19 protein-coding genes are annotated in these 24061 nt (G+C 69.0%); 8 read left to right on the forward strand and 11 right to left on the reverse strand.

Annotation, left to right across the window (positions count from 1 at the left end):
* Nucleotides 1-137: 137 nt before the first annotated feature.
* The 4 genes from ACFO0C_RS37185 to ACFO0C_RS37200 are packed head-to-tail and all read left to right on the forward strand — an operon-like array spanning nt 138 to nt 3991.
* Complete coding sequence (locus ACFO0C_RS37185; RefSeq protein WP_378071473.1) at nt 138-2123, forward strand: alpha-glucuronidase; 1986 nt, start codon at nt 138-140, stop codon at nt 2121-2123.
* 30 nt (nt 2124-2153) lie between these two features.
* Entirely contained in the window at nt 2154-2834 is a 681-nt protein-coding gene (locus ACFO0C_RS37190; protein ID WP_378071474.1) for a hypothetical protein, read from the forward strand.
* A 32-nt stretch (nt 2835-2866) separates the two neighbouring features.
* A complete protein-coding gene (locus tag ACFO0C_RS37195) occupies nt 2867-3403 on the forward strand; it encodes a hypothetical protein (protein ID WP_378071475.1) in 537 nt (178 codons plus the stop codon).
* Nucleotides 3404-3463: 60 nt separating this feature from the next.
* Entirely contained in the window at nt 3464-3991 is a 528-nt protein-coding gene (locus ACFO0C_RS37200; protein ID WP_378071476.1) for an RICIN domain-containing protein, read from the forward strand.
* Here ACFO0C_RS37200 and ACFO0C_RS37205 read toward each other — a convergent pair.
* Genes ACFO0C_RS37205 through ACFO0C_RS37230 form a run of 6 tightly spaced genes read right to left on the reverse strand, consistent with a single transcriptional unit; the run spans nt 3958 to nt 11570 of the window.
* Entirely contained in the window at nt 3958-5961 is a 2004-nt protein-coding gene (locus tag ACFO0C_RS37205; protein ID WP_378071477.1) for a beta-galactosidase, read from the reverse strand. The two genes, ACFO0C_RS37200 and ACFO0C_RS37205, sit on opposite strands and share 34 nt — an antisense overlap.
* Nucleotides 5958-6605 carry a hypothetical protein gene (locus tag ACFO0C_RS37210; protein WP_378071478.1) on the reverse strand — a complete coding sequence of 216 codons (648 nt, stop codon included), beginning with the start codon at nt 6603-6605 and terminating at the stop codon, nt 5958-5960. The genes ACFO0C_RS37205 and ACFO0C_RS37210 overlap by 4 nt, the downstream gene beginning before the upstream one ends.
* A complete protein-coding gene (locus ACFO0C_RS37215; protein ID WP_378071479.1) occupies nt 6602-8080 on the reverse strand; it encodes a GH39 family glycosyl hydrolase in 1479 nt (492 codons plus the stop codon). Before ACFO0C_RS37215 ends, ACFO0C_RS37210 begins: the two co-directional genes overlap by 4 nt.
* Complete coding sequence (locus ACFO0C_RS37220) at nt 8077-9720, reverse strand: ABC transporter substrate-binding protein (RefSeq protein ID WP_378071480.1); 1644 nt, start codon at nt 9718-9720, stop codon at nt 8077-8079. The genes ACFO0C_RS37215 and ACFO0C_RS37220 overlap by 4 nt, the downstream gene beginning before the upstream one ends.
* Before the next feature lie 12 nt (nt 9721-9732).
* Entirely contained in the window at nt 9733-10602 is an 870-nt protein-coding gene (locus ACFO0C_RS37225; protein WP_378071481.1) for a carbohydrate ABC transporter permease, read from the reverse strand.
* Nucleotides 10599-11570 carry an ABC transporter permease gene (locus tag ACFO0C_RS37230; protein WP_378071482.1) on the reverse strand — a complete coding sequence of 324 codons (972 nt, stop codon included), beginning with the start codon at nt 11568-11570 and terminating at the stop codon, nt 10599-10601. Before ACFO0C_RS37230 ends, ACFO0C_RS37225 begins: the two co-directional genes overlap by 4 nt.
* 203 nt (nt 11571-11773) lie before the next feature.
* Between ACFO0C_RS37230 and ACFO0C_RS37235 the strand changes: the two genes are divergently transcribed.
* Nucleotides 11774-12949: a LacI family DNA-binding transcriptional regulator gene (locus tag ACFO0C_RS37235; protein WP_378071483.1), complete on the forward strand. Its 1176-nt coding sequence runs from the start codon at nt 11774-11776 to the stop codon at nt 12947-12949.
* An 8-nt stretch (nt 12950-12957) separates the two neighbouring features.
* Complete coding sequence (locus tag ACFO0C_RS37240) at nt 12958-13932, forward strand: acetylxylan esterase (RefSeq protein ID WP_378071484.1); 975 nt, start codon at nt 12958-12960, stop codon at nt 13930-13932.
* A gap of 19 nt (nt 13933-13951) precedes the next feature.
* Here ACFO0C_RS37240 and ACFO0C_RS37245 read toward each other — a convergent pair whose 3' ends face one another.
* The 3 genes from ACFO0C_RS37245 to ACFO0C_RS37255 all read right to left on the reverse strand — a co-directional run bounded on the left by ACFO0C_RS37245 (nt 13952) and on the right by ACFO0C_RS37255 (nt 18094).
* Nucleotides 13952-14149: a hypothetical protein gene (locus ACFO0C_RS37245; RefSeq protein ID WP_378071485.1), complete on the reverse strand. Its 198-nt coding sequence runs from the start codon at nt 14147-14149 to the stop codon at nt 13952-13954.
* Between the two features lie 294 nt (nt 14150-14443).
* A complete protein-coding gene (gene fxsT, locus ACFO0C_RS37250; RefSeq protein WP_378071486.1) occupies nt 14444-16750 on the reverse strand; it encodes an FxSxx-COOH system tetratricopeptide repeat protein in 2307 nt (768 codons plus the stop codon).
* A 162-nt stretch (nt 16751-16912) separates the two neighbouring features.
* Nucleotides 16913-18094, reverse strand: a complete 1182-nt coding sequence (locus ACFO0C_RS37255) for a right-handed parallel beta-helix repeat-containing protein (RefSeq protein WP_378071487.1) — start codon at nt 18092-18094, stop codon at nt 16913-16915.
* Between the two features lie 203 nt (nt 18095-18297).
* Between ACFO0C_RS37255 and ACFO0C_RS37260 the strand changes: the two genes are divergently transcribed.
* A complete protein-coding gene (locus ACFO0C_RS37260) occupies nt 18298-19824 on the forward strand; it encodes a pectate lyase family protein (RefSeq protein ID WP_378071488.1) in 1527 nt (508 codons plus the stop codon).
* The gene (locus tag ACFO0C_RS37265) at nt 19824-20720 is read left to right on the forward strand and encodes a pectate lyase family protein (protein WP_378071489.1); all 897 of its coding nucleotides are present in this window, start codon (nt 19824-19826) and stop codon (nt 20718-20720) included. The genes ACFO0C_RS37260 and ACFO0C_RS37265 overlap by 1 nt, the downstream gene beginning before the upstream one ends.
* A 716-nt stretch (nt 20721-21436) precedes the next feature.
* Here ACFO0C_RS37265 and ACFO0C_RS37270 read toward each other — a convergent pair.
* Entirely contained in the window at nt 21437-22633 is a 1197-nt protein-coding gene (locus tag ACFO0C_RS37270; RefSeq protein WP_378071490.1) for a restriction endonuclease subunit S, read from the reverse strand.
* Nucleotides 22630-24024, reverse strand: coding sequence for a class I SAM-dependent DNA methyltransferase (locus ACFO0C_RS37275; RefSeq protein ID WP_378071491.1), 1395 nt, complete (start codon nt 24022-24024; stop codon nt 22630-22632). The genes ACFO0C_RS37270 and ACFO0C_RS37275 overlap by 4 nt, the downstream gene beginning before the upstream one ends.
* Between the last annotated feature and the right edge of the window lie 37 nt (nt 24025-24061).

Raw genomic sequence — 24061 nt, forward strand, 5'->3', positions numbered from 1 at the left:
TGGATGGGGGAAAGCGCTTTCCTGGAGTTTGCAGCCCCGCTTCGGTGTCGTCAACGGTTTCGATGGATCGTTTCAGTCGGCGCCTGGCGAGGTCGTGCCTGGTCCGGCCGCGACGTCGGCGATATCGTTTCCCCTCGATGAGTGAGACGTCTTCGCCCGAAGTCCACCCGGCCTGGCTGCCTCCGTCGGCGTTCCGCGCACTCGGCTCCCGTCGCGTCCACGTGGAAGCCTCCGGCCCACTCGCCGACACCGTCCGCGCCGAGGTTGCCCGGGCCTGCGCCCTGTTCGGCGGCAACGCGTCGTCACCACCGGCCGCCGCCGACCTGATCCTGACCCTCGCCGCCGTTCCCTCCTCCGGCTCCGGGGACGGGTTTCTGCTCGCCCGGCGGGGCGCGGCGACGATCGTGATCGCGGACGGTCCGGCCGGGCTGCTCCACGGCCTGTTCGAGGTGGTCCGCCGCGGTGAGGCCGCCTTCGCTCCGGATCTGGCCGACGAGCGCCACGAGCCCGCCCTCGGCCTCCGCGTCCTGGACCATTGGGACAACGTCGACGTCCACCCGGTGATGGGCCAGGTCGAACGTGGTTATGCCGGCGGTTCGATCTTCTGGCACCACGGCCGGCTCCGCAACGACCTGACCCGGGTCCGCGATTACGCACGGTTGCTGGCGGCGACCGGCATCAACGCGGTCACCGTCAACAACGTCAACGTCCACCGGAGCGAGACCCACCTGCTCACCGACCGGCTCGGCGAGGTCGCCGCGATCGCTTCAACCCTGCGGCCGTACGGGATACGCCTGCACCTGGCCATCAACTTCGCCGCCCCGGTGATCCTCGGTGACCTGCCCACCGCCGACCCGCTCGACGACCGGGTCCGCCGCTGGTGGCGGGAGACCACCGACCGGGTGTTCGCGACGATCCCCGACTTCGGCGGCTACCTGGTGAAAGCCGACTCCGAGGGCCAGCCCGGCCCGTTCACCTACGGCCGCACCCACGCCGACGGCGCCAACATGCTGGCCGCGGCCCTGGCCCCGCACGACGCTCCGGTCCGGTGGCGGGCGTTCGTCTACAACCATCGCCAGGACTGGCGTGACCGCTCCACCGACCGGGCCCGGGCCGCCCACGACCACTTCGCGCCGCTCGACGGGCAGTTCAGCGGCAACGTGATCCTCCAGGTCAAGCACGGCCCGATGGACTTCCAGACCCGCGAGCCGGTGTCCCCGGTGCTGTTCGCCATGCCCCGGACCCGGGTGGCCGTCGAGCTGCAGGTCACCCAGGAGTACACCGGCCAGCAGCGGCACGTCTGCTACCTGCCCCCGATGTGGAGCGGGGTGCTGGCCTTCCGGCCGGACGGTGACTCCGGTCCGGCTCTGGCGGAGCGCTTGTCCACCCGTACCCCTGGAGGTGGGGTCTTGTCGGCCGTCGCCAACGTCGGCGATGATCCGTTCTGGACCGGCCATCCGCTGGCGCAGGCCAACCTCTACGCCGTCGGCCGCCTCGCGTGGTCACCCGGCCGCGATCCGGCGGCGATCCTCGACGAGTGGATCACGCTGACCTTCCCGGACGCCCCGCGGCAGGCCCTCCACGACCTCATGGCCGATTCGTGGCTGACCTACGAGCAGTACACGGCGCCGCTCGGCGTCGGTTTCATGGTCCGCCCCGGTCACCATTACGGCCCGGACGTGGACGGCTACGAGTACACGCCGTGGGGCACCTACCACTTCGCCGACCGGGACGGCATCGGCGTCGACCGCACCACCGCCACCGGGACCGGCTTCACCAGCCAGTACCCGCACCCGTGGTCGGAGCGCTACGAGTCCCCGGCCACCTGCCCCGACGAGCTGCTCCTGTTTTTCCACCACGTCCCGTACACGCACGTCCTGCACAGCGGTACGACGGTGATCCAGCACATCTACGACACCCACTTCGCCGGCGCCGAGCGGGTCGCCGACATGCGGGCCCGGTGGGCGGACCTGGCCGGCACGATCGATCCGGCGGTCCACGCCCGCGTGACCGAGCGCCTGGCCGAGCAGCTCCGCAGCGCCGAGGAGTGGCGGGACCAGATCAACACCTACTTCCACCGCAAGTCCGGCATCCCCGACGCCAAGGGCCGCACCATCCACTGACCTCGGTGATCCTTGGCTTAGGATGCGCCGATGCCCGCTCGTGCCGCTCGTCTGCTCGCGCTTCCGTTCGTGCTGCTGGCGTTCGCTCTCCGCATCTTCGAGGCGCTCTGGCTGGAACCGCACACCTGGGGCATCGAACCGTCCGCCGCCGGTGTGCTCGCGGCTCTCGGCATGGTCCTGGGCACGCTGGCCGTGCCACTGCTGACCTACCGCCGGCTGACCCGGGCGGCACGTGACATCCCGTCGGCGTGGCGGGTCGACACCGTGGGGCGGCGGTTCTTCGTGGAGCCGGCGCCGGTCTGGAAGGGTTCCTTCGCCATCGCGCTCGCCTGGATGGCCCCGGGTGCCGTCCCGATGGAGCGGGTGCCGCACGAGGAGCAGCGGCGGATCGCCGAGTTCGGCGCCTACACCACGGCCGGGGAGATCCTCGCCGTGCTGTTGCTGCTGGTGGCCGTGGTCATGCTCCTGGTGAACCGGCCGTCGCTGGCGCTGGACGCTGACGGGGTGACGGTCCAGTGGTACCTCCGCCGGACCGGCGTGCGCTGGGCGGACACGCCGGCACTCAGGGTCCCCGGCCGGGGGCTGGCGATCACCTCGCGGTTCCTGGCCTTCTCGATCGACACCTATCGTGATGATCCGCAAGCCCGGAATCGGATCGGAACCATCGGGGAGGCGGACCGGCTGGAGTCGGCGTTCCGGTCCGGCGGCTGATCGGGGAAGCGCGGTCCTTCTACCGTGGATCCGTGACCGACAAGCTGCCCGAGCTCCCGCAGGCCTATCAACCACCACCGAGTGTCCTGGTCGACGAGTCCGAGCCGGCGCTCGTCCCGCCCGACGATCCCGCCCCGATCGCACCCCGCCGCCGGAGCCGTACCGGTCTGGTCGTGGTGACCGTTCTGGTGCTCGCGGCGGTGGTCTGGGGGTTCGTGCGACCCGCGCCGGCCCGGGAACCGGCGGCCCTGCCACCCGGGCCGGCGCCGGCGGCCAGTCCGGTGTTCCGGCTCGAGGCGATCCCCGGCAGCGCCGAGCGCAGCCGCCGCTGGCGGATCACCGAGGGCGCCCCGACGTCGATCTACTTCGCGAACGACACCGGCGAGACGGTCACCGTCAACCGGCTCACCGAGGAGCAGGAGCGGATCCGGTACGCGGAGATCGAACCGGGCCAGGGCTACCACCAGGACACGTACGCCGGCCACGTGTGGGTGATCACCAAGGCCGACGGAACGGCCGTGGCGTTGTTCCGGGCGATCAAGGAACCGGGGCTGGCCGAGATCCGCTGACGCACACGGTCGTCGCCTACCATCGAGACGCATGGATTCTCCATCGGGGAGGGACGATCGATGACATTCGGCAGGCGTGTGTTCGGTGCGATCAGTTTGCTGATCCTGGCGCAGGCGGCCCTACTGACCGGCGCGACACCGGCCCACGCGGCGGATCCGGTGACCAACGATGAGTACCACCTGCTCAACCGGGGTTCCGGGCTGCGTCTCGGCATCGAGGCCGCGAGCACGCAGAACCTGGCCGACGCGGTCCAGTTCGAGGAGAACACCAGCCCGGACCAGGTGTGGACGCTGTGGGCGAACGGCTCGCTGCAGAACCTCAACAGCGACAAGTATCTGAGCGTCGAGGCCGGCGGCACCCAGAACCTCAACCATGTCGTGCAGTACAAGTGGGTGGCCACCACGGACCAGTTCTGGGACCTCGAACCCAGCCCGTGGGGCCGCAACCTGCGGACCATCGTGAACCGTAAGAGCGGCAAGTGCCTCGGGATCGAGGCCGGCTCGACACAGAACCTGGCGCAGGCCGTCATCTACACCTGCGACGGCACCACGAATCAGTCGTGGTATTTCGTGAACTGGCTGGGGTAGACGGCTACGCCGTTCGGGCCGAGGGTGCGGACGGGATGGCCGGAGATCAGGTCGGGGCCGGCGCACGCGGCCGGCAGATCGACCGGGACCGTGCCGTGGTTGAGGACGAAGAGGAGACGGTCGCCGTCCGGGGTGACGCGGACGGCGGTCTCCACGTCGGGCAGGTCGGCGCACGGGCCGAGCAGGCCGTGCCGGGTGAGCACCTCCCGGACCACGTGGGTCACACCGTCCTGGGACAGGCCGGCCCCGACATACCAGGCGTGACCGGCGCCGTGCGTGTTACGGGTGACGGCTGCCGTGCCGGCGTAGAAGTCCGAGCGGTAGGTGCCGACGACCTCGGCGCCCTGCGGGATGACCAGTTCGAACAGCAGCCGGGACTCGAACGTCGAGCCGTTCATGGTCACCGGATTCACGACGGACGCCTCGCGGGCGTCCCACTCGTCCACCCGGATCCCCAGCAACCTTGCCAGGGGCCCGGGAACGTCAGCCAGAAATGCGTTGTCGTTCCCGTCGACGCGTCCGGACAGGAACGTGGCGAGCACCGTGCCGCCCCGGGACGCGACCTCCGTCAACCGATCGGCGAGACCATCTTTGATCATGTGCAGGGCCGGTGCGACCACCACGTCGTAAGAGTCCAGGGGCGCGGTCACCGGGATCACGTCGAGGTCGGCCCCGAGCTGCCACAGCGCGCGGTGATAGGTGGTGACCACGTCGAGGTAGCGGACCAGCCGGGACGGTCCGTCGGAGATCTCCAGCGCCCACCAGCTGTCCCAGTCGAACAGCAGCGCGACCTTCGCCGGGGTTCGTGCGCCCAGCGTGACGGCGCCGAGGGACGACAGCTCGGCGCCGAGATCCGCGACCTCCCGGAACACCCGCGTGTCGGACCGGCCGGCGTGCCCGATCACCGCCCCGTGGTACTTCTCGCTGGCCCCGCGACCGGCCCGCATCTGGAAGAACAGCACGGCGTCGGCGCCGTGCGCGACCGCCTGCCAGCTCCACAGCCGCATCACGCCGGGTCGCTTCAACGGGTTGACGTCCCGGCAGGCGGTGACGCTGGGTGTCTGCTCCATGAGCCAGAACGGCTGCCCGCCCTTGAGGCCGCGCATCAGGTCGTGGGCGAGGGCCATCCGTGCCGCGGACCGGTCGTCGGGCGGATAGTTGTCCCAGGAGACGAAGTCGAGGTCGGCGGCCCACCGGTGGTAGTCGATCGGCCGGTACAGCCCCATGAAATTGGTGGTCACCGGCGTGTCCGGATCCGATTGTCGGATCGCGGCCTTCTCGTCGCGGTAGTTGGCGAGCATCGCGTCGGACATGAACCGCAGGTAGTCCAGGGTGATGCCCTGGAAGGCGGTGTGATCGGGCCCGCGCCAGTGCTCGGTCAGCGCGGACGGCGGCTCGATCTCGTCCCAGTCGGTGAACGTGTGCGACCAGAACGTGGTGTACCAGGCCTCGTTCAGCGCGGACAGCGTGCCGTAGCGGCTCTGCAACCAGTCACGGAAACCGGCGGCGCAGAGCTCGCAGTAGCAGGCGCCGCCGTACTCGTTGCCGACGTGCCAGGCGATGATCGCCGGGTTGCCGGCATAACGCTCCGCGATCCGCCGCGCGACCTCGGTCGAATACCGCCGGAAATCGGGGGAACTCGGGCACGAGTTGTGGCGCTGGCCGAACCGGTGCCTGCGCCCCTCGAAATCGGTACGGGTCACCGACGGATGCGCGCGGGCCATCCACGCCGGATGCGCGCCGGTGCCGGTGGCCAGGCAGATCCGCTTGCCCTCGGCGCCGGCGCGTTCGACGATCCGGTCCAGTGTGGAGAAGTCGTAGACGTCCGGCGCCGGCTGGGTCAGCCCCCACGTGAAGACACCGACAGTGAGCGTGTCGATGCGCGCGGCCGCGAAGAGCCGGTAGTCGTCATCCCACACCTCCTTCGGCCACTGCTCCGGGTTGTAGTCGCCGCCGTACGGGATCCTCATCCCACGAACTCCTTCCGGACCACGGCAACCAGTGGCTGCGCGGTGCCCAGCAAACCGAGGACCAGCAAAGATGCGGCCAGTGCGAGCGTGGCCTCGGACCACAGCCACACACCGGCGAGCGCGACGACGATCAGGCAGGCGTTACCCACCGTCACCCCGAAAGAGCGGATCAGGAGGTACGCCGAAAGCCGCGCCACATCACGCAGGCGGAACACGAACAGTGACGTGATGACGAGAGCGTTCAGCATCCACAGCGTCGCCACCGCGATCAGCAGCAGCTGCGGAACCCCGGGATCGACCAGGTTCGCGGTGACCAGGAGCAGCCAGGGCACCCACACCTTCAGGGCACCGAGAGCGTTCAGCCGGTAGCCGCGCAGGAACGCCGTACCGGGATGGAGGTCGGTCAGGTCGAGCCGACGCCGGTCCAGCGCGTAGATCGCCGCCGACAGCGCCGGCCCGACCGGGAGCACACAGAGCGCCGCGAGCGGCAGGTTCGACGTGTCCCGGTCGAGCAGGGTCAGTGCGGCGATCCCCGGCCCGGCGGTGACCAGGAACAGCAGCTCCACCACCAGCAGGGTGTAGATCATCGCGGCGGCCTGGGACAGCAGCCCGGTACCGAAACGCTCGCCGATCGTGGTGTTCACGGCGTCCCCAGCAGCCGGGAGTCGTCCCACCACGACGGTGTCTCGTCGCAGACCGGTGTGATCTCCAGCAGGGTCACCTCGTGGCGGGCCAGCGTGAGGTCCACGGTGACGTGACCGTTGACGACCGGCCGCCGGCGGTGGGCGCGGACCGGCTCGGCGGCCTCCCGTAGCCAGTCGAGCTGCCGGGACGTCGGCGAGGCGGGCCGGCCCATCTCCCGCCAGGCCGTCCACGCGTTGCCGCGTTCCTCGTCGACCGACGACCGCACCTCGAAAGCGGATTGCCCGGACATCGGCAGCGACAGCCGCAGGGAATGCGACGACGGTGAATTCCGCAGATCGGTGTGGTCGACCGGCGCCCACGCGAGAATCGTCACCCGCCCCGTGACATCGGTGGTCATCAGGTGATGCGGGCCGCGCGACAGCACCTCCTCGCCCATGCGCGCCAGGAACGCGTACAGATGGAAGGTCGGCTTTTTGATCTGCCGGTGGGTGAGGAGACCGAAACCGCCGTGGAACAGCGCGGTGGGGATGCCCTCCTCCTCGAACATGTCGCTGAACGTCCAGTAGGAGAACGAGTCGGCGTGGTCGCCGCCGGCCGCGACGACCGGCGCCAGATAGGCCGCGTGAAAGGCCGTGTCGTGGATCGGGTTGTCCGGCCGGTAGGACGAGTTGAACTCGGTGATGTGAACCGGGAGTCCGTCCAGTGGGGTGCCGGCCAACTGCCTGCGGGGCAACGCGAACTGTTCCAGCAGCCGCGAGGCCGGCGCCAGTGTCTGATGCGTTCCGAACGGCACGTGCTCGGCCGGTCCGGAGGTGTACGCGTGCCGGCTCACGAAATCGATCGGCACATCCCGGGCGACCACGAATTCGGCGAACGTCTCCAGCCACTTGTCCGACCCGGGCGAGATGGCCGGGCCGCCGACCTGCAATTCCGCGTCCACATCCTTGACCGTCGTCGCGCTGATCTCGTAGAGCCGGTGATAGGCGTCGGCATCCGCGTCCCGCCAGAACTGGGTCAGGTTCGGCTCGTTCCACACCTCGATCGGCCATTGCCGGACCTCGGCCAGCCCGTAGCGGTCGACCAGGTGGGTGACCGTGTCACGGACCAGATCGGCCCACGCCGACCAGGAGCGCGGCGGCGTGATGTTGCCCTTCCACCAGAAGACCGTCTGATCGCCGGAAGCGAGCCCGGACGGCATGAAACCGAGTTCGAGAAAGGGCCGGATCCCCCGTTCGAGGTACAAGTCGACGACCTGGTCGAGATAGGTGAAGGAGTGTCGCACGTGCTCCTGGCCGAGGTGCGTGAACGGCCGGTGGATGCCCATTCCGTCGCTGAACAGGCCGTGCCCGCGAATGTGCCGGAACCCGATCTCCCGCTGCACCAGAGCGAGCGAATCCTGGTAGTCGCGGCGCAACGCGAGTTCCATCCGGCCGGTCCCGACACATGCGCGCCAGGCGGCCGGCAGCCGGCTCAACCGTGCTCCTTCTTGTACCGCTCGTGCGCCTTGTTGACGATGTCCAGGTACTGGGTGGCGTTCTTGCCCTCCAGTTCCTTGACGTAGGCGTCCCATTCGGAGAGGGGCCGCTGGCCGAGCGCGAACTTCAGTGTGTTCTGGAAGACGTGGTCCTTGAGACCGGCGTCCCAGAGGGTGACCTGCTCGCGTTCCTCGATGGTCAGCGGTGCGGGCGGCGGGACCGGCCGGACCTGCCGTTTGTTCATCTCGGCCTGGAATGCCTTCTCCTCGTCGGAGAACTGCGAGTTGAGGACGGCGGTGCTGCCGCCGTACGCGAAGACGCCGTTGAAGAATCCGAAGTCGACCTGCAGATCCTTGGTGGCGTCGGGGTTGAGGCCGGCCCATTTGATGCCCGGGTCGAGCTTGAACGAGCCGTCCTCGACCTTGCCGGTGTAGGTCTGCCCCTCGATGCCCCACTTGCTGAACATCAGGCCGGCGTCGGAGTACCACAACCAGTCGACGAACTGCATCATGGCCACGAAGTTCTTCGACTCCAGGGCCTTCTTGGAGATCATGATGCCGTTCTCGAGGCGGGTCTCGCCGGGCAGTGTGGCGCCGGCCGGGCCGATCGGCAGGATCATCTTGGCCACCGTGGCACCGGGGATCTTGGCGATGTCCTTGCGGGCTTCGTTGACCACGGTCTGCGCGTTGGCGCTGATCACGAACGACTTGCCGGTGGCGAACTTCTGCCGGGCGATGTCATCGGTCTGGGTGAAGCTCTCCGGGTCGAGCAGACCCTCCTTGACCAGCGTGTTCACGTATTCGAGGACCTGCCGGTACTGGTCCATCGCGCCGGTGTAGACGAACTTCCCGGCGGTGGCGTCCCAGTAGGTCGGGTTCCAGCCCCACCCGGCGCGGGTGCCGTAGGAGGACGAGATCAGGTTGAACAGGTTGTTGGCGCCCGGTTGTGGGGGAGTGCTCCAGCGGTCCGACAGCGGGTACTGGTCGGGGTAGGCCTTCTTCATCTCGCGCAGCACGCCGGTCAGGTCGTCCCACGTCTGCGGCGCGGTCAGGCCCAGCTTCTCCATGATGTCGGTACGCACGGCCAGCGAATAGTCCTGCCAGGCGTTCTCGTGCAGGCCGGGCAGCAGGTAGAACTTGCCGTCCTGGGCCTTGAACCCGTCCAGGTTGCCCTGCAGGTTCCAGCGGGCGACCTTGTCCTGGAAGTGGGGCATCAGGTCGACGTAGTCGCTGACCGGCAGGATGGCCCCACCGGCGATGAACGCCTCCTCGTCCGGGTGGTAGGTCTTCGGGATGATGAACGGCGCGTCCCCGGCGCTCACCATGACGCTGCGCTTCTGGTTGTAGTCACTGCCCGGTACGGCCGTCGACTCCAGCGTCACGTTGGTGCGAGCGGTCAGCTCCTTGAAGAACGGCCAGTCCGCCTTGTACGGGTAGGCCGGGTTGCTCAGCATCATGATCGGGAAGGTGACCGGCTCGGTGGCCTTGAACTGGTCACCGGCCTTGAAGCCGTCCATCGCACCGGCCCGCTTGTCGTCCAGGCCCTCGGACGAGCCCTCGTCGTCGCTGCAACCGGCGAGCCCGGCGACGGCCGCGGCGCCCGCGGCGGTCAGGAGATGACGTCTGGTCAGCTGAAACATGGGGGAGTGCTCCTAGCCCTTGACGGCGCCGAGCATGACGCCGGAGACGAAATATCGCTGGATGAAGGGGTAGACGAGCATGATCGGCAGCATGATCAGGACGATCGTGACGGCCTGGATGCTCGCGGCGATCTGCAGCGCGGCCTCGCTGGAAGCGGTGTTGTCGGTGCCGGAGGTCGCGCCGGCGATCAGATTGCGCAGGTAGACGGTGACCGGGAAGAGCTCCTGCCGGTCCATGTAGAGGAACCCGGCGAACCAGGAGTTCCAGAAACTCACCGCGTAGAAGAGCGTCATGGTGGCGAGCACCGCCTTCGACAGCGGCAGCACGATCCGCAGCAGCGTCCCGTACGTGCCGGTGCCGTCGACGGCGGCGGCCTCCTCGAGTTCCAGGGGCAGGCTCTCGAAGAACGCCTTCATGACGAGCAGGTTGAAGACGCTGATCGCGTTGGGCAGCACGATCGCCCACAGCGTGTTGCGCAGGCCGAGCGAACTGACCAGGACGTAGTTGGGGATGAGACCGCCGTTGAAGAACATCGTGAACACCGCGATGCCGACGAGCGCGCCGCGGCCCCTCAGGTTCCTCTTCGACAGCACGTACGCGTAACAGGTGGTCAGGACCAGCGCGATCAGCGTGGCCACAACCGTGTAGTAGACGGTGTTGCGGTAGTTGGTCCAGAACATCGCGTCGGACATGACCCGGTCGTACGTGGTGAGGTTGAACCCCTTCGGCCAGAACGAGACCTGACCCGACCGGATCTCCTGCTCGCCGCTGAACGAACGGGCCACCACGTTCGCGAACGGGAACAGCGTCACCAGCACCACGCCGGCCAGCACGAACCCGTTGACCCACTGGAACACCCGGTATCCCCGGGTCACGCTCACCACAGGCTCGTCCCGGCGACGCGGCGCGACAGCGTGTTCGCACCGAGCACCAGCGCCAGCCCGATCAGCGACTCGAACAGTCCGATCGCGGTGGCGTAACTGAAACTCCCCGAGACGATGCCGACCCGGTAGAGGTACGTCGAGACGACATCCGCCGTGACGTAGGTGAGCGGGTTGTAGAGCAGCAGGATCTTCTCGAAGCCGACCGCCAGGAACGTGCCGATGTTGAGGATCAGCAGCGTGATCATGGTCGGCCGGATGCCGGGCAGTGTCACGTGCCAGGTCTGCCGCCAGCGGCTCGCGCCGTCGACCATCGCCTGGTCGTAAAGGTCGCTGTCGATCGTGGTCAGTGCCGCCAGGTAGAGGATGGTGCCCCAGCCGACGGTCTGCCACACCTCCGACGACACGTAGATGGTCCGGAACCAGCCGGGCTCCTGGATGAACGCGACAGGTTCGCGCCCGATCGCGTGCAACCCCTGGTTGATCACGCCGTCGATCGAGACGGTCTGCATGATCATGCCGGCGATCACCACGATGGACAGGAAGTGCGGCAGGTAGGAGACCGTCTGCACGAAACCCTTCAGCCAGCGGGTGCGGACCTCGTTGAGCAGCAGGGCCAGCACGATCGGCAGCGGGAAACAGAACAGCAGCGTGAGTGCCCCGATCACCGCCGTGTTGGTGAAGACCTGCCAGAACGTCGGATCGGCGAGGAACATCCGGAAATACCGGAGCCCCACCCAGTACTCGCCGAACAGGTCGCCGCCGGGCTCGTACCGCCGGAACGCGATCACGTTCCCGAGCATCGGCAGATAACGAAAGATCAAAAAGAACAGCAGGGGGAGTACGGCCAGCGAGTACAGCTGCCAGTCGCGGCGCAGAGCCTGCGACCAGGAACGGCGGCGCGGCCGCAACGGGGTGTCGGGTGGGTCCTGAGTGGAGTGGGACGGGGTTGCCTGGGCTGTCAGCATTAGCCAGCCTTCCGAAACTTTCATCGAAAAACCGGGATGTATGGCGGCGAACCTAAGTCCGTTACGAATCGATGTCAAGCCTGATGGGAACGCTCAACTGATGGCGATCAACAGTGGACTCCGTCGATGTCCGGCGGCTATGGTGCCTTCACGTTCGACCGAAAAGCGGTTCGCAACTACCGAAGGGTGGTGCGTGATTTTCGATGACGAAGCCTGACGGGCCCGCGACCATCGCTGTCATCGCGAGTGACGTCGGGGTGTCGGTGACGACGGTGTCGAAGGTGCTCAACGGACGCTCCGATGTGGCCGCCCGCACCCGGGAACTCGTCGAGGCCAGCCTCCAGCGGCACGGCTACCGCCGGCGCAGCCGCCGCCCGCCCGCCGTCACCGGGCACCTCGACCTCGTCTTCCACGAGTTCGACACGGCCTGGTGCATGGAGGTCATACGCGGCGTCGAGGCGGTCACCTCCCCGGCCCGGGTCGAGCTGGTGGTCTCCCAGCTCGGCGGCAAGCATCGGCCGCCCCGCCACTGGGCCGACGACGTCCTCCAGCGCAGCCCGCTCGGCGTCCTGCTGGTGCTGTGCCATCCCACCGAGACCCAGCGGCGGCTGCTGATCCGGCAGCGGATCCCGTTCGTCGTCCTCGACACCGACAGCGCGACCGCCGCGTCGGTGCCGACGGTCGGCTCCAACAACTTCAACGGCGGTCTGCTGGCCACCCAGCACCTGATCGATCTGGGGCATCGGCGGATCGCCGTCGTCTCCGGCCCGGCGGACGTGCTGTGCAGCCGGGCCCGCGTCGCCGGATACCGGTCGGCCCACGACGAGGCGGGCCTGCCCGTCGACCCGGCACTCGTCCGGTACGGGGCTTTCACCGGCCACACCGGCTACGACATCGGCCTGGAGCTGCTCGCGATGCCGGACCGGCCCACCGCCGTCTTCGCCGGCTCCGACACCCAGGCCCTCGGCGTGATCCGCGCGGCCCGCCGGCTCGGCCTCCAGATCCCGGCCGACGTGTCGATCGTCGGTTACGACAACGTCCCGATGTCCGCGTGGACGGCGTCCGCCCTGACCACCGTCGACCAGCACGTCGCCGACATGGCCGGCACCGCCGCCCGGATGCTGCTCGACCTGGCTCGCGGCGTGGACGTCCCGATGACCCGAGTCGACCTGGTCACCGAGCTGATAGTCCGCGAGACCACCGCCCCACCACCGTCGTCCCCGCCGCCTTCCGCACCCTCGCCGTCTCCGATGCCCGCTACCGTTCCGCCGCCCTCGCCCTCGCCCTCGCCCTCGCCCTCGTCGTCGCCCTCGCCCTCGCCCTCGCCCTCGCCCTCGCCCTCGTCGTCGCCCTCGCCCTCGCCGTCCCCGTTTGCCTGAGGACCGTCGTGCCCGATTTCGATCTTCCGCTCGACCAGCTCGAGCGGTATGCGCCCGCCCTGCCGGAACCGCCGGACTTCGACGCCTTCTGGCTGTCGACACTCGTCGAGGCCGCCGGCCCGGTCGTCCTCGACGCCCGCCCGGTGCCGAACGACCTGGCCCTGTTCGACTGCTGGGACGTCACGTTCGGCGGATTCGGAGGTCAGCCGGTCCGCGCCTGGTACACCCGTCCCGCCGGCCGTCCCGACGCACTGCCCGGAGTCGTCGAGTACGCGGGTTACGGCCGCGGCCGGGGCCTCCCGCACGAGCGCCTGATCTGGCCCGCGGCAGGCTACGCCCACCTGCTGATGGACAACCGTGGCCAGGGCGACCTCTACGGTTGCGGCGGCGACACCCTCGACCCCTCATCCGGTACGACAGCGGGCGGCCCCGGCGTGGCGACACGCGGAATCCTCTCCCCGCACGACTACTACTACCGTCGCCTGATCACCGACGCGTTCCGTGCCGTGATGGCCCTCCGCGAACTCCCCGGCGCCGACCCGGCCCGCAACGCGGTGATCGGAAACAGTCAGGGCGGCGGCCTAGCCTTGGCGGTGGCAGGCCTGATCCCCGACCTGGCGGCAGTGCTCGTCTCGTCCCCGTTCCTGTGCCACTTCCCACGGGCGGTGTCCTTGACCGACCTGGCCCCCTACGGCGAGATAGCCACCTACCTGTCCGTGCACCGGGACGCCGAGTCCGCGGTGTGGAACACGCTCTCCTACATGGACGCGGTCCACTTCGCCCGCCGAGCGACGGCCCCCGCCCACTTCGGCATCGGCCTGAGAGACACGGTCTGCCCGCCGAGCACCGGCTTCGCCGCCTACAACCACTACGCGTCCCCCGACAAGACGATGCACACGTACCGCTTCAACGGCCACGAACACGGCGACGCCATCCACACCCGCACCCAGCTCCGCTGGCTCCACTCACGCCTACACTCCTGATCAGTGCGGTGGGCACTGGTCACCGTTCATCCTGGCGGCTGTCGCCGGGGTGGTTGCGCAGCAGGATGGTGAGCACAGTGCGAGCGTCCCGGCGCCGCTGCGGTGTGGGGGCGAGCAGTGCGGTGAGCGCCGCGGTGGTGACGGTCGCCGTGTAGAGAACGGTGCCGAATCCAGCGGCGAGTGCCCCGTCGTGGATCAGTGCGAGCGCGGTGGACATGTGAGGACTCCTCTGCCTGGCGAACGGCTGTTGTCCTCCTGTTGTCGGGTGTCCGGTGGGTGTCCGCCGAGCCCGAGACGGACACCTGCTCTCTTCGCCCAGCCGGTCACCTATCAGGAACTGTCCGGTCCGGAGGCCGTCCAGGCCCGGAACGGACAGCCTCCGGACCGGACAGGAAACGCCCGCTTCGCTACGGTGCGGTGGCCACCCTCATTTTCGGCTTCTGGCGCCGGACCTTCGATAGATTCGCTACCGGAGACCGTTTCCGGTGATCGCAACGGACGGTGGATCGCCTCAGAGGGAGAACTCGTGCCGGAGGCTCTCGGCCGCCGCTGTCTCGCCCAGTGCGTCCAGGTTGACGGCGAGGCGGGTGGCCGACGCGATGGTTTCCGGATGATCGGCGCCGAGGGCCTGCCGGCGGCGTGCCAGGACGTCCTCTCCGATCTGGCGGGCACTCGCGGTGTCGCCTTCCTCCGTGAGGATGTCGACCAGGGTGGCGCCGGCGGTCAGGGTCAGGCGGTGATGGTCGCCGAGCGCGTGGGAGGCGTCGGCGAAGGTCGTCTCGGCCTTCTCCCTTGCGTCGGGCAGGAGGCCGATGCGGGCTAGGTCGCGGGCGAGCCCGATTCTGGAGCGCAGGGTGTCCGGGTGGTTGGGGCCCAGCCTGCGCAGGCGTTCCAGCAGAACGACGTCCCGGAGTTCCTTCGCGGCTTGCGGGTCGCCCAGGTCGGAATGCCGGTTGGCGAGGTTGTCCATCGAGATGAGGGTGCGGCTGTCGCCCGGGCCGAAGAGTGAGCGCTGATGCTCCAGGGTTTCCTTGGTCAGTTCGCGTGCCTCGGTGTGTCGGCCCAGGTCGGCCAGGGCCATTGCCCGGTTGTTGGCGGTCGCCAGGGTGTCCGGATGATCGGTGCCGAGCAGCCGGATCCGTCGCTCGTGAAGGTCCTCTTCGATCCGTAGCGCGTCCGGGTGCGCGGGCGGGAGGGTAGCGGCCTGTCGCTGGGCGGCGCGCATCGTGTCGGTATGGTCCTCGCCGAGCATCGCGGACCAGCGCGCCCGTGCCCGGGCCGCCATGTCGTTGGCGGCGCTCGCGTGCCCGGCCAGCTCACGGTAGCGGGCCGCATCGAGGATCAGCTGCCGGAACTCTTCCGACTCGTCGGGCGAAACGGTTTGCAAGAAGGCGGCACGCGGAGCGAGCAGCGCCCATTTCGGCCAGATCGCCGTCTCATCCGGCGCGCCCGGCCTGAGTGACACGAGGATCTCCTGAAGACGGATGGTCAGCGCATGCCGATCGGCGGCCGGCGTGATGTCCCGGACGATGGCGGCGGTGGTCCGGTGGACGACGAGCACGTCATCGGCGGCCTCGTGTTTGGCGAGTCCGATGCGGACCAGCCGGCTCACCGCTTTTCGGAGTTGGACCTGACTCATCTGCCCGGAGACGACGAACCACGACAACGGAACCGGGTCGGGGCCGAGGAAGGCGCTGAAGCGCAGCAGCTCGAGCGCATGCTGATCCTTTTCGGTCAGCAGCTCCACGGAGATGATCACTACTGAGGCGACTGACCGTGGATAGGTGGCCGGCCGGCCCTCGTCCAGCAGATCGCTCGCGTGGGTCTCCAGCTCGCTGACGTACTCGCCGGCCGGCATCCCGGTCTCGCTGATGAAGTTCGCCGCCTGCGTGACGGCCAGCGGCAGGTCGTCGACGGACGCCGCGACCAGGTCGGCCTCGGCGTCGCTCATCGCTGGATTCCGCTCCTTCAGGACGGCGGCGGATTCACTGCGGGAGAACCTGTTCACGTCGATCGTCGCTCCGATCGTGTTCCATCGTGGGTCTCTGGAGGTGATGACCACCCGGCCGTGCCCGGCCGGAATGAGCTCGTGTGCCAGATCGGCACTCGGCACGTTGTCCAGGATCACGAGCCAGCCGACATTACGTTGCAGCCAGTTGCGTGCCTCGGCCGCGGCGCGTTTGGCCAGGGTCTGCTCGGAGGTTACGCCCAACTCGACGGCCAGCGCCGCGAACTGCTCGATTGCCGACGCAGTCTCCTCCGCGTCGACCCACCAGACGACGTTCAGCACGTCGGCGTGCTGGTAGGCGTACTCGACGGCCAGGCTGGACTTGCCCACGCCGCCGATGCCGTGCAACACGGCGATGGACGGAGCCAGGCCGTTCTGTAGCGTCAGCCGCACGGTGGTCAGGACCGCGGCGCGGCCGATGAACGAAGCGTTCCGGGTGGGCACCCGCCAGATCCGAGGAGCCCGTCGTGAGGGCGACGGGTCCGCAGCGCGCCCCCTGTCATCACGATTGGCCTGTCGCTCCCGCACCGCCCGCTGGTGAAGATCCAGCCACCAGGCCATCGGGTGGTGTGGGATGCCGGTGGCGCGCGGCTGCAGATGCTCGATGAGGAACCTTACGACGGCGGGATCGGCCGGCACCGCCTTGCCCCGGAACCAGTCGCTCAACCGCTGAGCGTTGATCGTGAGCGGCGGCTTCCGCATGTCGGCTTGTTTCACCAGCATGGCGTAGGAGACGGCGGTCGTGGCCTGCCGCAGCCCTTTCAGCGCGGCGATGAACTGTTCGGCCGCTGAGGACGGACCGTCGCTCATCGCGCCGCACGGCCGGGATCCGGACCTCGCCCGGACCCCGGCCGGACCGGACGGTTCGTTACCAGAAGTGAGCGGCTCACGATCACACCGTAACGGATGCCGGGATCGGCGGGTACCCATGAGAAGACTGCCCAGCGAGCGCGCCGGCCGTACCGGATGGGGTCAGATCTTGGCGCCGACCGACGGGTTGTTGGAGGGGACCAGGAAGCTGGAGGAGCGGATGGTGCCGTCGGCGGCGCGGGCGCCGGTGATCGTGGCGGCGTCGGTGCTGTTCAGGGTCCAGGTGCCGCCGATGTTCCACGAGTTTCCGGACGCCGTCGAGGAGCCCAGCGCGACCGCGGTGGCGTTGCCGACCGCGAGGTTGGCGGTCAGGCGTGTCGTCGAGCCGCCATCGACGTCGAAACCGGTCTTCGCGTTCTTCCACGCGGTGCTGCGGTTGATCGTGATGGCGCCGGTGTTGCCGTTGTCGGTGAAGCCGTGGGCGGCGTTGCTCCAGGAGAACGTGTTGCTCACCGCGTGGGCGGCGGCCGGGCCGGTGCCGCTGCTGCCGCCCAGTTTGAAGCCGTTGCCGTCGCCGGAGAAGTTCGGGATGCTCCATCGGTTGTAGCCGTTACCGTAGGCCAGACTGTTCTGGATCGTGATCGGCGAGGTGAAGCTCCACGCGTCGAAACCGTCGTCGACGTTGTTCCACAGACGGGCGCCGCGGACCACGTTGCCGGTGCCGCTGCCCTCCTTGATGCCCAGGCCGTCGGCGGATTCACCGTTCTTGCGCGGGTCCCGGTTGCCGTACGAGTCCAGGTTGAGGATCAGATTGTTCGCCGAACTGTTCTGCAACTGGAAGCCGGTCTCGTAGTTGTCCCTGGTCACGAGCCGTTCGAAGGTGTTGTTGTTGCAGTTGGCGCAGTAGACGCCGTACGGCCCGTTGATGATCTCCAGGCCGATCAGCTTCCAGTAGGACGCCTCCATGTGGATGGCTCCGCGCTGGGCGGCCGGGATCGTCGAGCCGACCGCGCCGGGCGTGTAGCCGAGCGCCTCGCCGTCGATGATCACGCGCTCGGAGCCGTACGCGGTGAGGGTGATCGGCGCCGACGAGGTGCCGCTCTTGGTGATCTGGATGTTGGACGACAGCGCGTACGTGCCACCGCGTACCGAGATGGTTCCGCCGGCCGTGATCAGGCTGATCGCCTTCTGGATCGTGGCGAGCGGTGCCGCCGACGTACCGGCGTTGCCGTCGTTGCCGTTCGTCGCCACATAGAGGGTCGTGGCGGCTGACGCGGGCACCTGGAATACGGCGGACAGGACCACTCCGGTGATCGTCGCGGTCAGCACATTCCGCAATTTCATGGGGATTCTCCTGGTGGGGGCGGGGGAGGCGCGACAAGGGGGAATGCGCTTTCCCGCCCGGACCGTACGACACCCATCGGGACAAGTCAATCGGTCGGGCTTCGCGATGGGTGCACTGCAACAATCCTGCAAACGCAAAAGCATTGACGCTTTCGGATGCGCGATTTTAGGGTCGCCCCATTCCCCCTCCCCGGAGTCCTCACATGCGAAAATCCCCATGGATCGTCGCGGTGGCCGGATCGGCCCTGCTGCTCACGGCCGTGCTCAGCGGCCCCGCCCACGCCGAGACCCTCTTCGGCGACAACTTCGACGACGGCAACGCCGACGGCTGGAGCCGCAACGGCGGCGCCTGGTCGGTGGTCAGCGGCGTCTACCGGCAGACCGCGACCAGCGGCACGGCCCGCGCCCTGGCCGGCACCGGCTCGTGGACCGACTACACGGTGCAGGCGCGGGTCAACACCACCGGAACCGCCGGGGTGGCCGCCCGCGCGACCTCGACCAGCCAGTACTACACGCTCGTGGTGACCGCCGCCGGCACCGCCCAGTTGCAGCGCCTCTCCGGCGGCACGGCAACCGTTCTCGGCAGCGCGGCCGTCGGCGCCGCGACCTGGCGGACCCTCGCGCTGACCGTGCGCGGCACCACGCTGACCGGACACGTCGACGGGGTGCAGCTCGTGCAGGCCACCGACGGCACCTTCGGTTCGGGGCGGATCGGGCTGATCACCACCGGGTCGATCGCGGGCTTCGACGACGTCACCGTGGACACGACGGCTCCCGGGCCGGGCCCGTCCACGTCGCCGACCTCGCCCACCCCGCCACCGCCCGGCGGATGCGCGGTGACCGGCACGGCGACCGGGTTCGCGGCCGGCACCACCGGAGGCGCGGGCGGCCCGACCGTCCAGGTGGACACCGCCGCCGAGCTCCTCTCGTCGATCGCCACCCCCGGGCCGCTGACCATCTGCGTCGTCGGCACGATCACCCTGCCCGCCGGGATGTATGACGTGACCAGCGACAAGTCGATCGTCGGGGTCGGCGCGACGGCCGGGATCACCGGCGGTGGCCTCAACATCGGGCTGCCGGTGTCCGAGGTGACGTCACCGCCCGCGAACGCCGTGCACAACGTGATCGTCCAGAACCTGTCGTTCCGCAACGCGAGCGACGACTCGATCAACGTGCAGATGTTCTCGCACCACGTGTGGATCGACCACAACGACCTGGCCCAGGGCTACGACGGGCTGATCGACATCAAGCGCGGCTCGTCACTGGTGACCGTGTCGTGGAACCACACCCACCAGCACACCAAGAACATGCTGCTCGGGCACGACGACGCCAACGGGGCGCAGGACACCGGGCGGCTCAAGGTGACCTACCACCACAACTGGTTCGACCGGACGCCGCAGCGCAACCCGCGGGTGCGCTTCGGTGAGCCGGTGCACGTCTACAACAACTACTACGTCTACAACACCGACACCGGTGTGGCCTGCCAGAACAACGCCGGCTGCGTGGTCGAGGGCAACTACTTCTCCGACGTCGAGGAGCCGGTGACCAACACGTACGCCGGACCGGCCGGGCGGTGCGTGGCACGCAACAACGTCTTCGTGGGGGAGTCGGGCGCGCCGGACTGCTCCGGGACCGTGCAGGAGCCGTCGACGTACTACAGCTACACCCTCGACGACCCGAACCAGGTCAAGTCGATCGTCACCGCCGGCTCCGGCGTGGGGAGGCTCTGATGTATCTCTTCCTGGCGGCGTTGCTGGCCCTGCCTTTTCCGAGTGCGGCCGACGGATTCGCGACCGGCACCACCGGTGGGGTGGGCGGGGCGACCGTGGTCGTCGACACCACCGACGAGCTGCTCGACGCGATCGACACCGTCGGACCGCTGATCATCCAGGTGTCCGGCACGATCGCGATCACCAGCAAGCAGGGTGTGCGGCCGAACAAGACGATCGTCGGGCTCGGGTCCGACGCCACTATCACCGGCGGTGGGTTCGACTTCTACCGGTCGTCCAACGTGATCGTGCGGAACCTGACGTTCGTCGACGCCGAGGACGATGCGATCAATGTCGGTCAGCAGTCGCATCACATCTGGATCGATCACAACACGTTCGTCCGGCCGGTGGACGGGTCGATCGACATCGTGCGCGGCGCGGACTACGTGACCGTGTCGTGGAACCACTTCGCCGGGACCGACAAGAGCATGCTGATCGGGCACTCCGACGGCGCTTCCGGCACCGACGTCGGCCACCTCAAGGTGACCATCCACCACAACTGGTTCGACGGGTCGCGGCAGCGGCATCCGCGGGTCCGGTTCGGTGAGCCGGTGCACGTCTACAACAACTTCTTCGACGGCAACGAGTTGTACGGCGTGGCGTCCACGATGAACGCGGGCGTCGTCGTCGAGGCCAACGCGTTCGCGGGGGTGCCGTTCCCGTGCTTCTCCACCGGTGGTTACGCCGACAGCGGGCCGGGACGGCTCGTCCAGCGCGCCAACGTGTTCACCGGCTCCGGCACGTGCCAGGCCGGCGGGACCGTCGCCGAGCCCAGTGGCTACTACTCGTACACGCTGGATCCGGCGGCCTCGGTCCCGGACCTGGTCCGGGCCGGCGCCGGAGCGGGCCGGCTCTGACGCCCGCCCGGCAAACGGCCGCACCTGTACCGGCGCAGTCGCCGACCGCACCCGCAGGCGCCACCGGGTGCGCTGGTGGCCTTTGGTGGGCGGTGGTTGCGCCCGGTCGTTCATCGGGTGCGCTGGTGGCCTTTGGTGGGCGGTGGTTGCACCCGCAAGTGCCATTGGGTGCGGCTGGCGGCCCTTGGTGGGCGGTGGTTGTACCCGGTTGTTCAATTGGGTGCGCTGGTGGTCCTTGGTGGGCGGTGGCCGGACCCGCAAGTGCCATTGGGTGCGCTGGTGGTCCTTGGTGGGGGGTGGCCGGACCCGCAAGTGCCATTGGGTGCAGCTGGTGGCCTTTGGTGGGCGGTGGCCGGACCCGCAAGTGCCATTGGGTGCGCTGGTGGTCCTTGGTGGGCGGTGGCCGGACCCGCAAGTGCCATTGGGTGCGGCTGGCGGCCCTTGGTGGGCGGTGGTTGCACCTGGTTGTTTATCGGGTGCGCTGGTGGTCCTTGGTGGGCGGTGGTTGCACCCGGTTGTTCATCCGGGTGCGGCTGGCGGCCCTTGGTGGGCGGTGATCGCACCCGGTCGTTCACCGGGTCGGCTGGGCTGTCTCATCGGGGCGGCTGGGATGTCGCGGCGGGTCGGCCGCGCGTGGCCGGCGGGTCGGCCGGGCGTGGGCGGCGGGGCGGCCGGGCGTGGGCGGCGGGGCGGGGGCGGCGAGCGGGGGCGGCGGGTCATGGCAAGTGCAGCCGGCCGGACATCAGCTCCGGCAGCAGTGCGTCGCGCGTCGCCTCCAGGACCCGGGTCTCCGCGCGCAGCGCCGTCAGGTGCGCGAAGGCCGCGTCCGCCCGTTCCCCGAATCCGGCCAGCCGGGCCGGGTCCGGGACGGCGACCAGGAACTCGGCGATGTGGGCGGCGTTCACCCGCTGCCGCCCCGACGATCCGGCCATCTTCCGGATGGCATGGCCGCGGAACCGCTCGTCGCGGGCGAGGAAGTACGGGAACTGGGCCGGCACGCCCGCGCGGGCCCGCATCACGACGAATTCGGTGGACCCGGTCGCCGTCTCGTCGGGGGCGAGGAAGTCGACCCAGGCGGCCTTGCCGTTCTCCAGGCAGGGTGTGATGCGGGCGAGCAGGGTGTCGCCGTTGCGGAACCGGCTGCCTCCGCGCGGCACCCGATGCGACCACGAATCGATTCCGGCGACGTACGTGGACAGGGCGGCCATGTCCACGTACGGCGCGCCGTCGCGGTCCGGCGGCGGGGTCCGCGGGTTGAACTCGACCATCGCGGTCACCGGTACCGTGCCGCCGGAGGTGACGGCGAGGGCGTCGAACTCGGCGCGCAGCAACTCCTCGGAGGCGGTCACCACCCGGTCGTTGATCTCGATCTTGTCGTCGAAGGCGGCCAGTACGGCGACGATCCGGCGCTGCTCGTCCATCGGCGGCACCCTCAGCAGTTCGGCGTCGAGGAACCGTTCGAACTGGAAGTTGCTGATCCCGGTCGACTGGTTCTCGTAGTCGCCGGCCCGCCCGGACAGATACATGTCCCGCAGGCCGTAGTAGGCGTAGCGCGGGTCGACCACCTCAGGGTCGAACCGGACGACACGGCAGAAACTCGCCGGGATCACCGGGTAGTCGAACGCCGGCAGGACGTCGGGGCCGACGAAGAGCGAACGGCCGGTGCTCTGGCCGCGGGCGGCGCTGCCGCCCGAGATCTCCAGCAGGACATCGTCCGGCCTCACCCGCCGCGGCGCGATCAGGGTGCGTTTCTCCCACCGGCGAGGGACGGCGTCGGTACGGCCGGAGCGTACCGCCGCGAAGTCGGTGCCCCGGATGACCGCGACCCGGTCGTGCCCGTCGACCTGCCGGTCCGTGCCCCATCCACCGCCACGGGCGAAGACCACGATCTGGCGGTACGGACGACGCGTCACGGCAGCCGCCCCAACTGGTCGCGCAGCACGTCCTCACGGCGGCGCGACTCGTCGAGGCAGGCCTGCAGCTGCTTGGTGAGCCGGGCGATCCGGTCGGGCAGCGGCTCGGCGGCCGGATCGTGCCCGGACCCGGCCGCGCCCACATAGCGGCCGGGACTCAGTGAGTGATCACGGGCCGCGATCTCGCCGAGGGTCGCCGAGTAGCTGAAGCCGGGCGTGTCCTCGTACCCCGCCAGGTCGGACCCGGTGTCCCGCCAGGCGTGGAACGTGCCCGCGACGCGCATGATGTCGGCGTCCGTCAGGACGCGCTCGGTCCGGCCGGTCATTGTGCCGAGCCCGCGTGCGTCGAGGAACAGCACCTGCCCGCGGCGGTCTCGTTTGTCCCGTGACAGGAACCAGACGCACGCCGGGATCGCGGTGGTGCGGAACAGGTTCGGCGGCAGCGCCACCATGCACTCCACCAGGTCGTCCTCGACGATCGCCCGGCGGATGGAGCCCTCGCCGGCCAGCTGTGACGACATCGAGCCGTTCGCCAGGACCACGCCGGCGGTGCCGTGGTCGCCGAGTTTCGCGATGATGTGCTGCAGCCAGGCGTAGTTGGCGTTGCCGCGCGGTGGCAGCCCGTGCCGCCAGCGCGGATCGTCCTCGCGGCGCGGCCAGTCGCTCATGTTGAACGGCGGGTTGGCCAGGATGAAGTCGGCGCGCAGCCCGGGATGGCGGTCGTCGGTGAACGTGTCGGCCCACCGGTCGCCGAGCCCGTGCGGGTCGATGCCGTGGATGGCCAGGTTCATCTTCGCCAGCCGCCAGGTCCGCTCGTTGGCCTCCTGCCCGAGGACCGTGAGGTCGCCGTTGTGCTCACGGCCGGCCTGCACGAACATGCCACCGGAGCCGCAGCACGGGTCGTACACCGTCCCCTGGTCCGGCCGCAGCAGCGCCACCAGCAGCCGCACCACGCTCGCCGGGGTGTAGAACTCGCCGGCGCGCTTGCCCTCGGCCCGGGCGAACCGTTCCAGGAAGTACTCGTAGACCTCGCCCAGTACGTCGCGGGATCTGCCGGTGAACCGGGCGTTGCCGATCACCCCGACCAGGTCGCGCAGCCGGTCCTGGTCGACGTTGTCCCGGCCGAAGATCCGGGGCAGCACGCCGGTCAGTGCCGGGTTCTCCAGCATGATCGCGTCCATCGCGGCGTCGAGCAGCGTGCCCATCCGGTCGCCGGCGTGCGCGGCCAGACGTTCCCAGCGGGCGCTCTCCGGCACCTTGAAGACGTTGCCCGCGGTGTCCGACACGTATTTGAGGAACACCAGGCCGAGGACGAACTCCTTGTACTGGGCGGCGTCCACCGAGCCGCGCAGCTTGTTCGCCGCCTTCCACAGGACGTCCTGGATCTGCATGCTCCCCGTTTCTGTCGGCCGGAACCCGTACGGTACG

The organism is Actinoplanes subglobosus (assembly GCF_042650585.1).
In the GTDB taxonomy this organism is placed as follows: domain Bacteria; phylum Actinomycetota; class Actinomycetes; order Mycobacteriales; family Micromonosporaceae; genus Actinoplanes; species Actinoplanes subglobosus.

Excerpts from the sequence above, each read along its gene's own strand:
- ACFO0C_RS37235 (WP_378071483.1), top strand. The coding sequence starts at position 11,774 with ATGACGAAGCCTGACGGGCCCGCGACCATCGCTGTCATCGCGAGTGAC.
- ACFO0C_RS37200 (WP_378071476.1), top strand. The coding sequence starts at position 3,464 with ATGACATTCGGCAGGCGTGTGTTCGGTGCGATCAGTTTGCTGATCCTG.
- ACFO0C_RS37190 (WP_378071474.1), top strand. The coding sequence starts at position 2,154 with ATGCCCGCTCGTGCCGCTCGTCTGCTCGCGCTTCCGTTCGTGCTGCTG.
- ACFO0C_RS37275 (WP_378071491.1), bottom strand. The coding sequence starts at position 24,024 with ATGCAGATCCAGGACGTCCTGTGGAAGGCGGCGAACAAGCTGCGCGGC.
- ACFO0C_RS37230 (WP_378071482.1), bottom strand. The coding sequence starts at position 11,570 with ATGCTGACAGCCCAGGCAACCCCGTCCCACTCCACTCAGGACCCACCC.
- ACFO0C_RS37245 (WP_378071485.1), bottom strand. The coding sequence starts at position 14,149 with ATGTCCACCGCGCTCGCACTGATCCACGACGGGGCACTCGCCGCTGGA.
- fxsT (WP_378071486.1), bottom strand. The coding sequence starts at position 16,750 with ATGAGCGACGGTCCGTCCTCAGCGGCCGAACAGTTCATCGCCGCGCTG.
- ACFO0C_RS37220 (WP_378071480.1), bottom strand. The coding sequence starts at position 9,720 with ATGTTTCAGCTGACCAGACGTCATCTCCTGACCGCCGCGGGCGCCGCG.
- ACFO0C_RS37185 (WP_378071473.1), top strand. The coding sequence starts at position 138 with ATGAGTGAGACGTCTTCGCCCGAAGTCCACCCGGCCTGGCTGCCTCCG.
- ACFO0C_RS37205 (WP_378071477.1), bottom strand. The coding sequence starts at position 5,961 with ATGAGGATCCCGTACGGCGGCGACTACAACCCGGAGCAGTGGCCGAAG.
- ACFO0C_RS37265 (WP_378071489.1), top strand. The coding sequence starts at position 19,824 with ATGTATCTCTTCCTGGCGGCGTTGCTGGCCCTGCCTTTTCCGAGTGCG.
- ACFO0C_RS37255 (WP_378071487.1), bottom strand. The coding sequence starts at position 18,094 with ATGAAATTGCGGAATGTGCTGACCGCGACGATCACCGGAGTGGTCCTG.
- ACFO0C_RS37260 (WP_378071488.1), top strand. The coding sequence starts at position 18,298 with ATGCGAAAATCCCCATGGATCGTCGCGGTGGCCGGATCGGCCCTGCTG.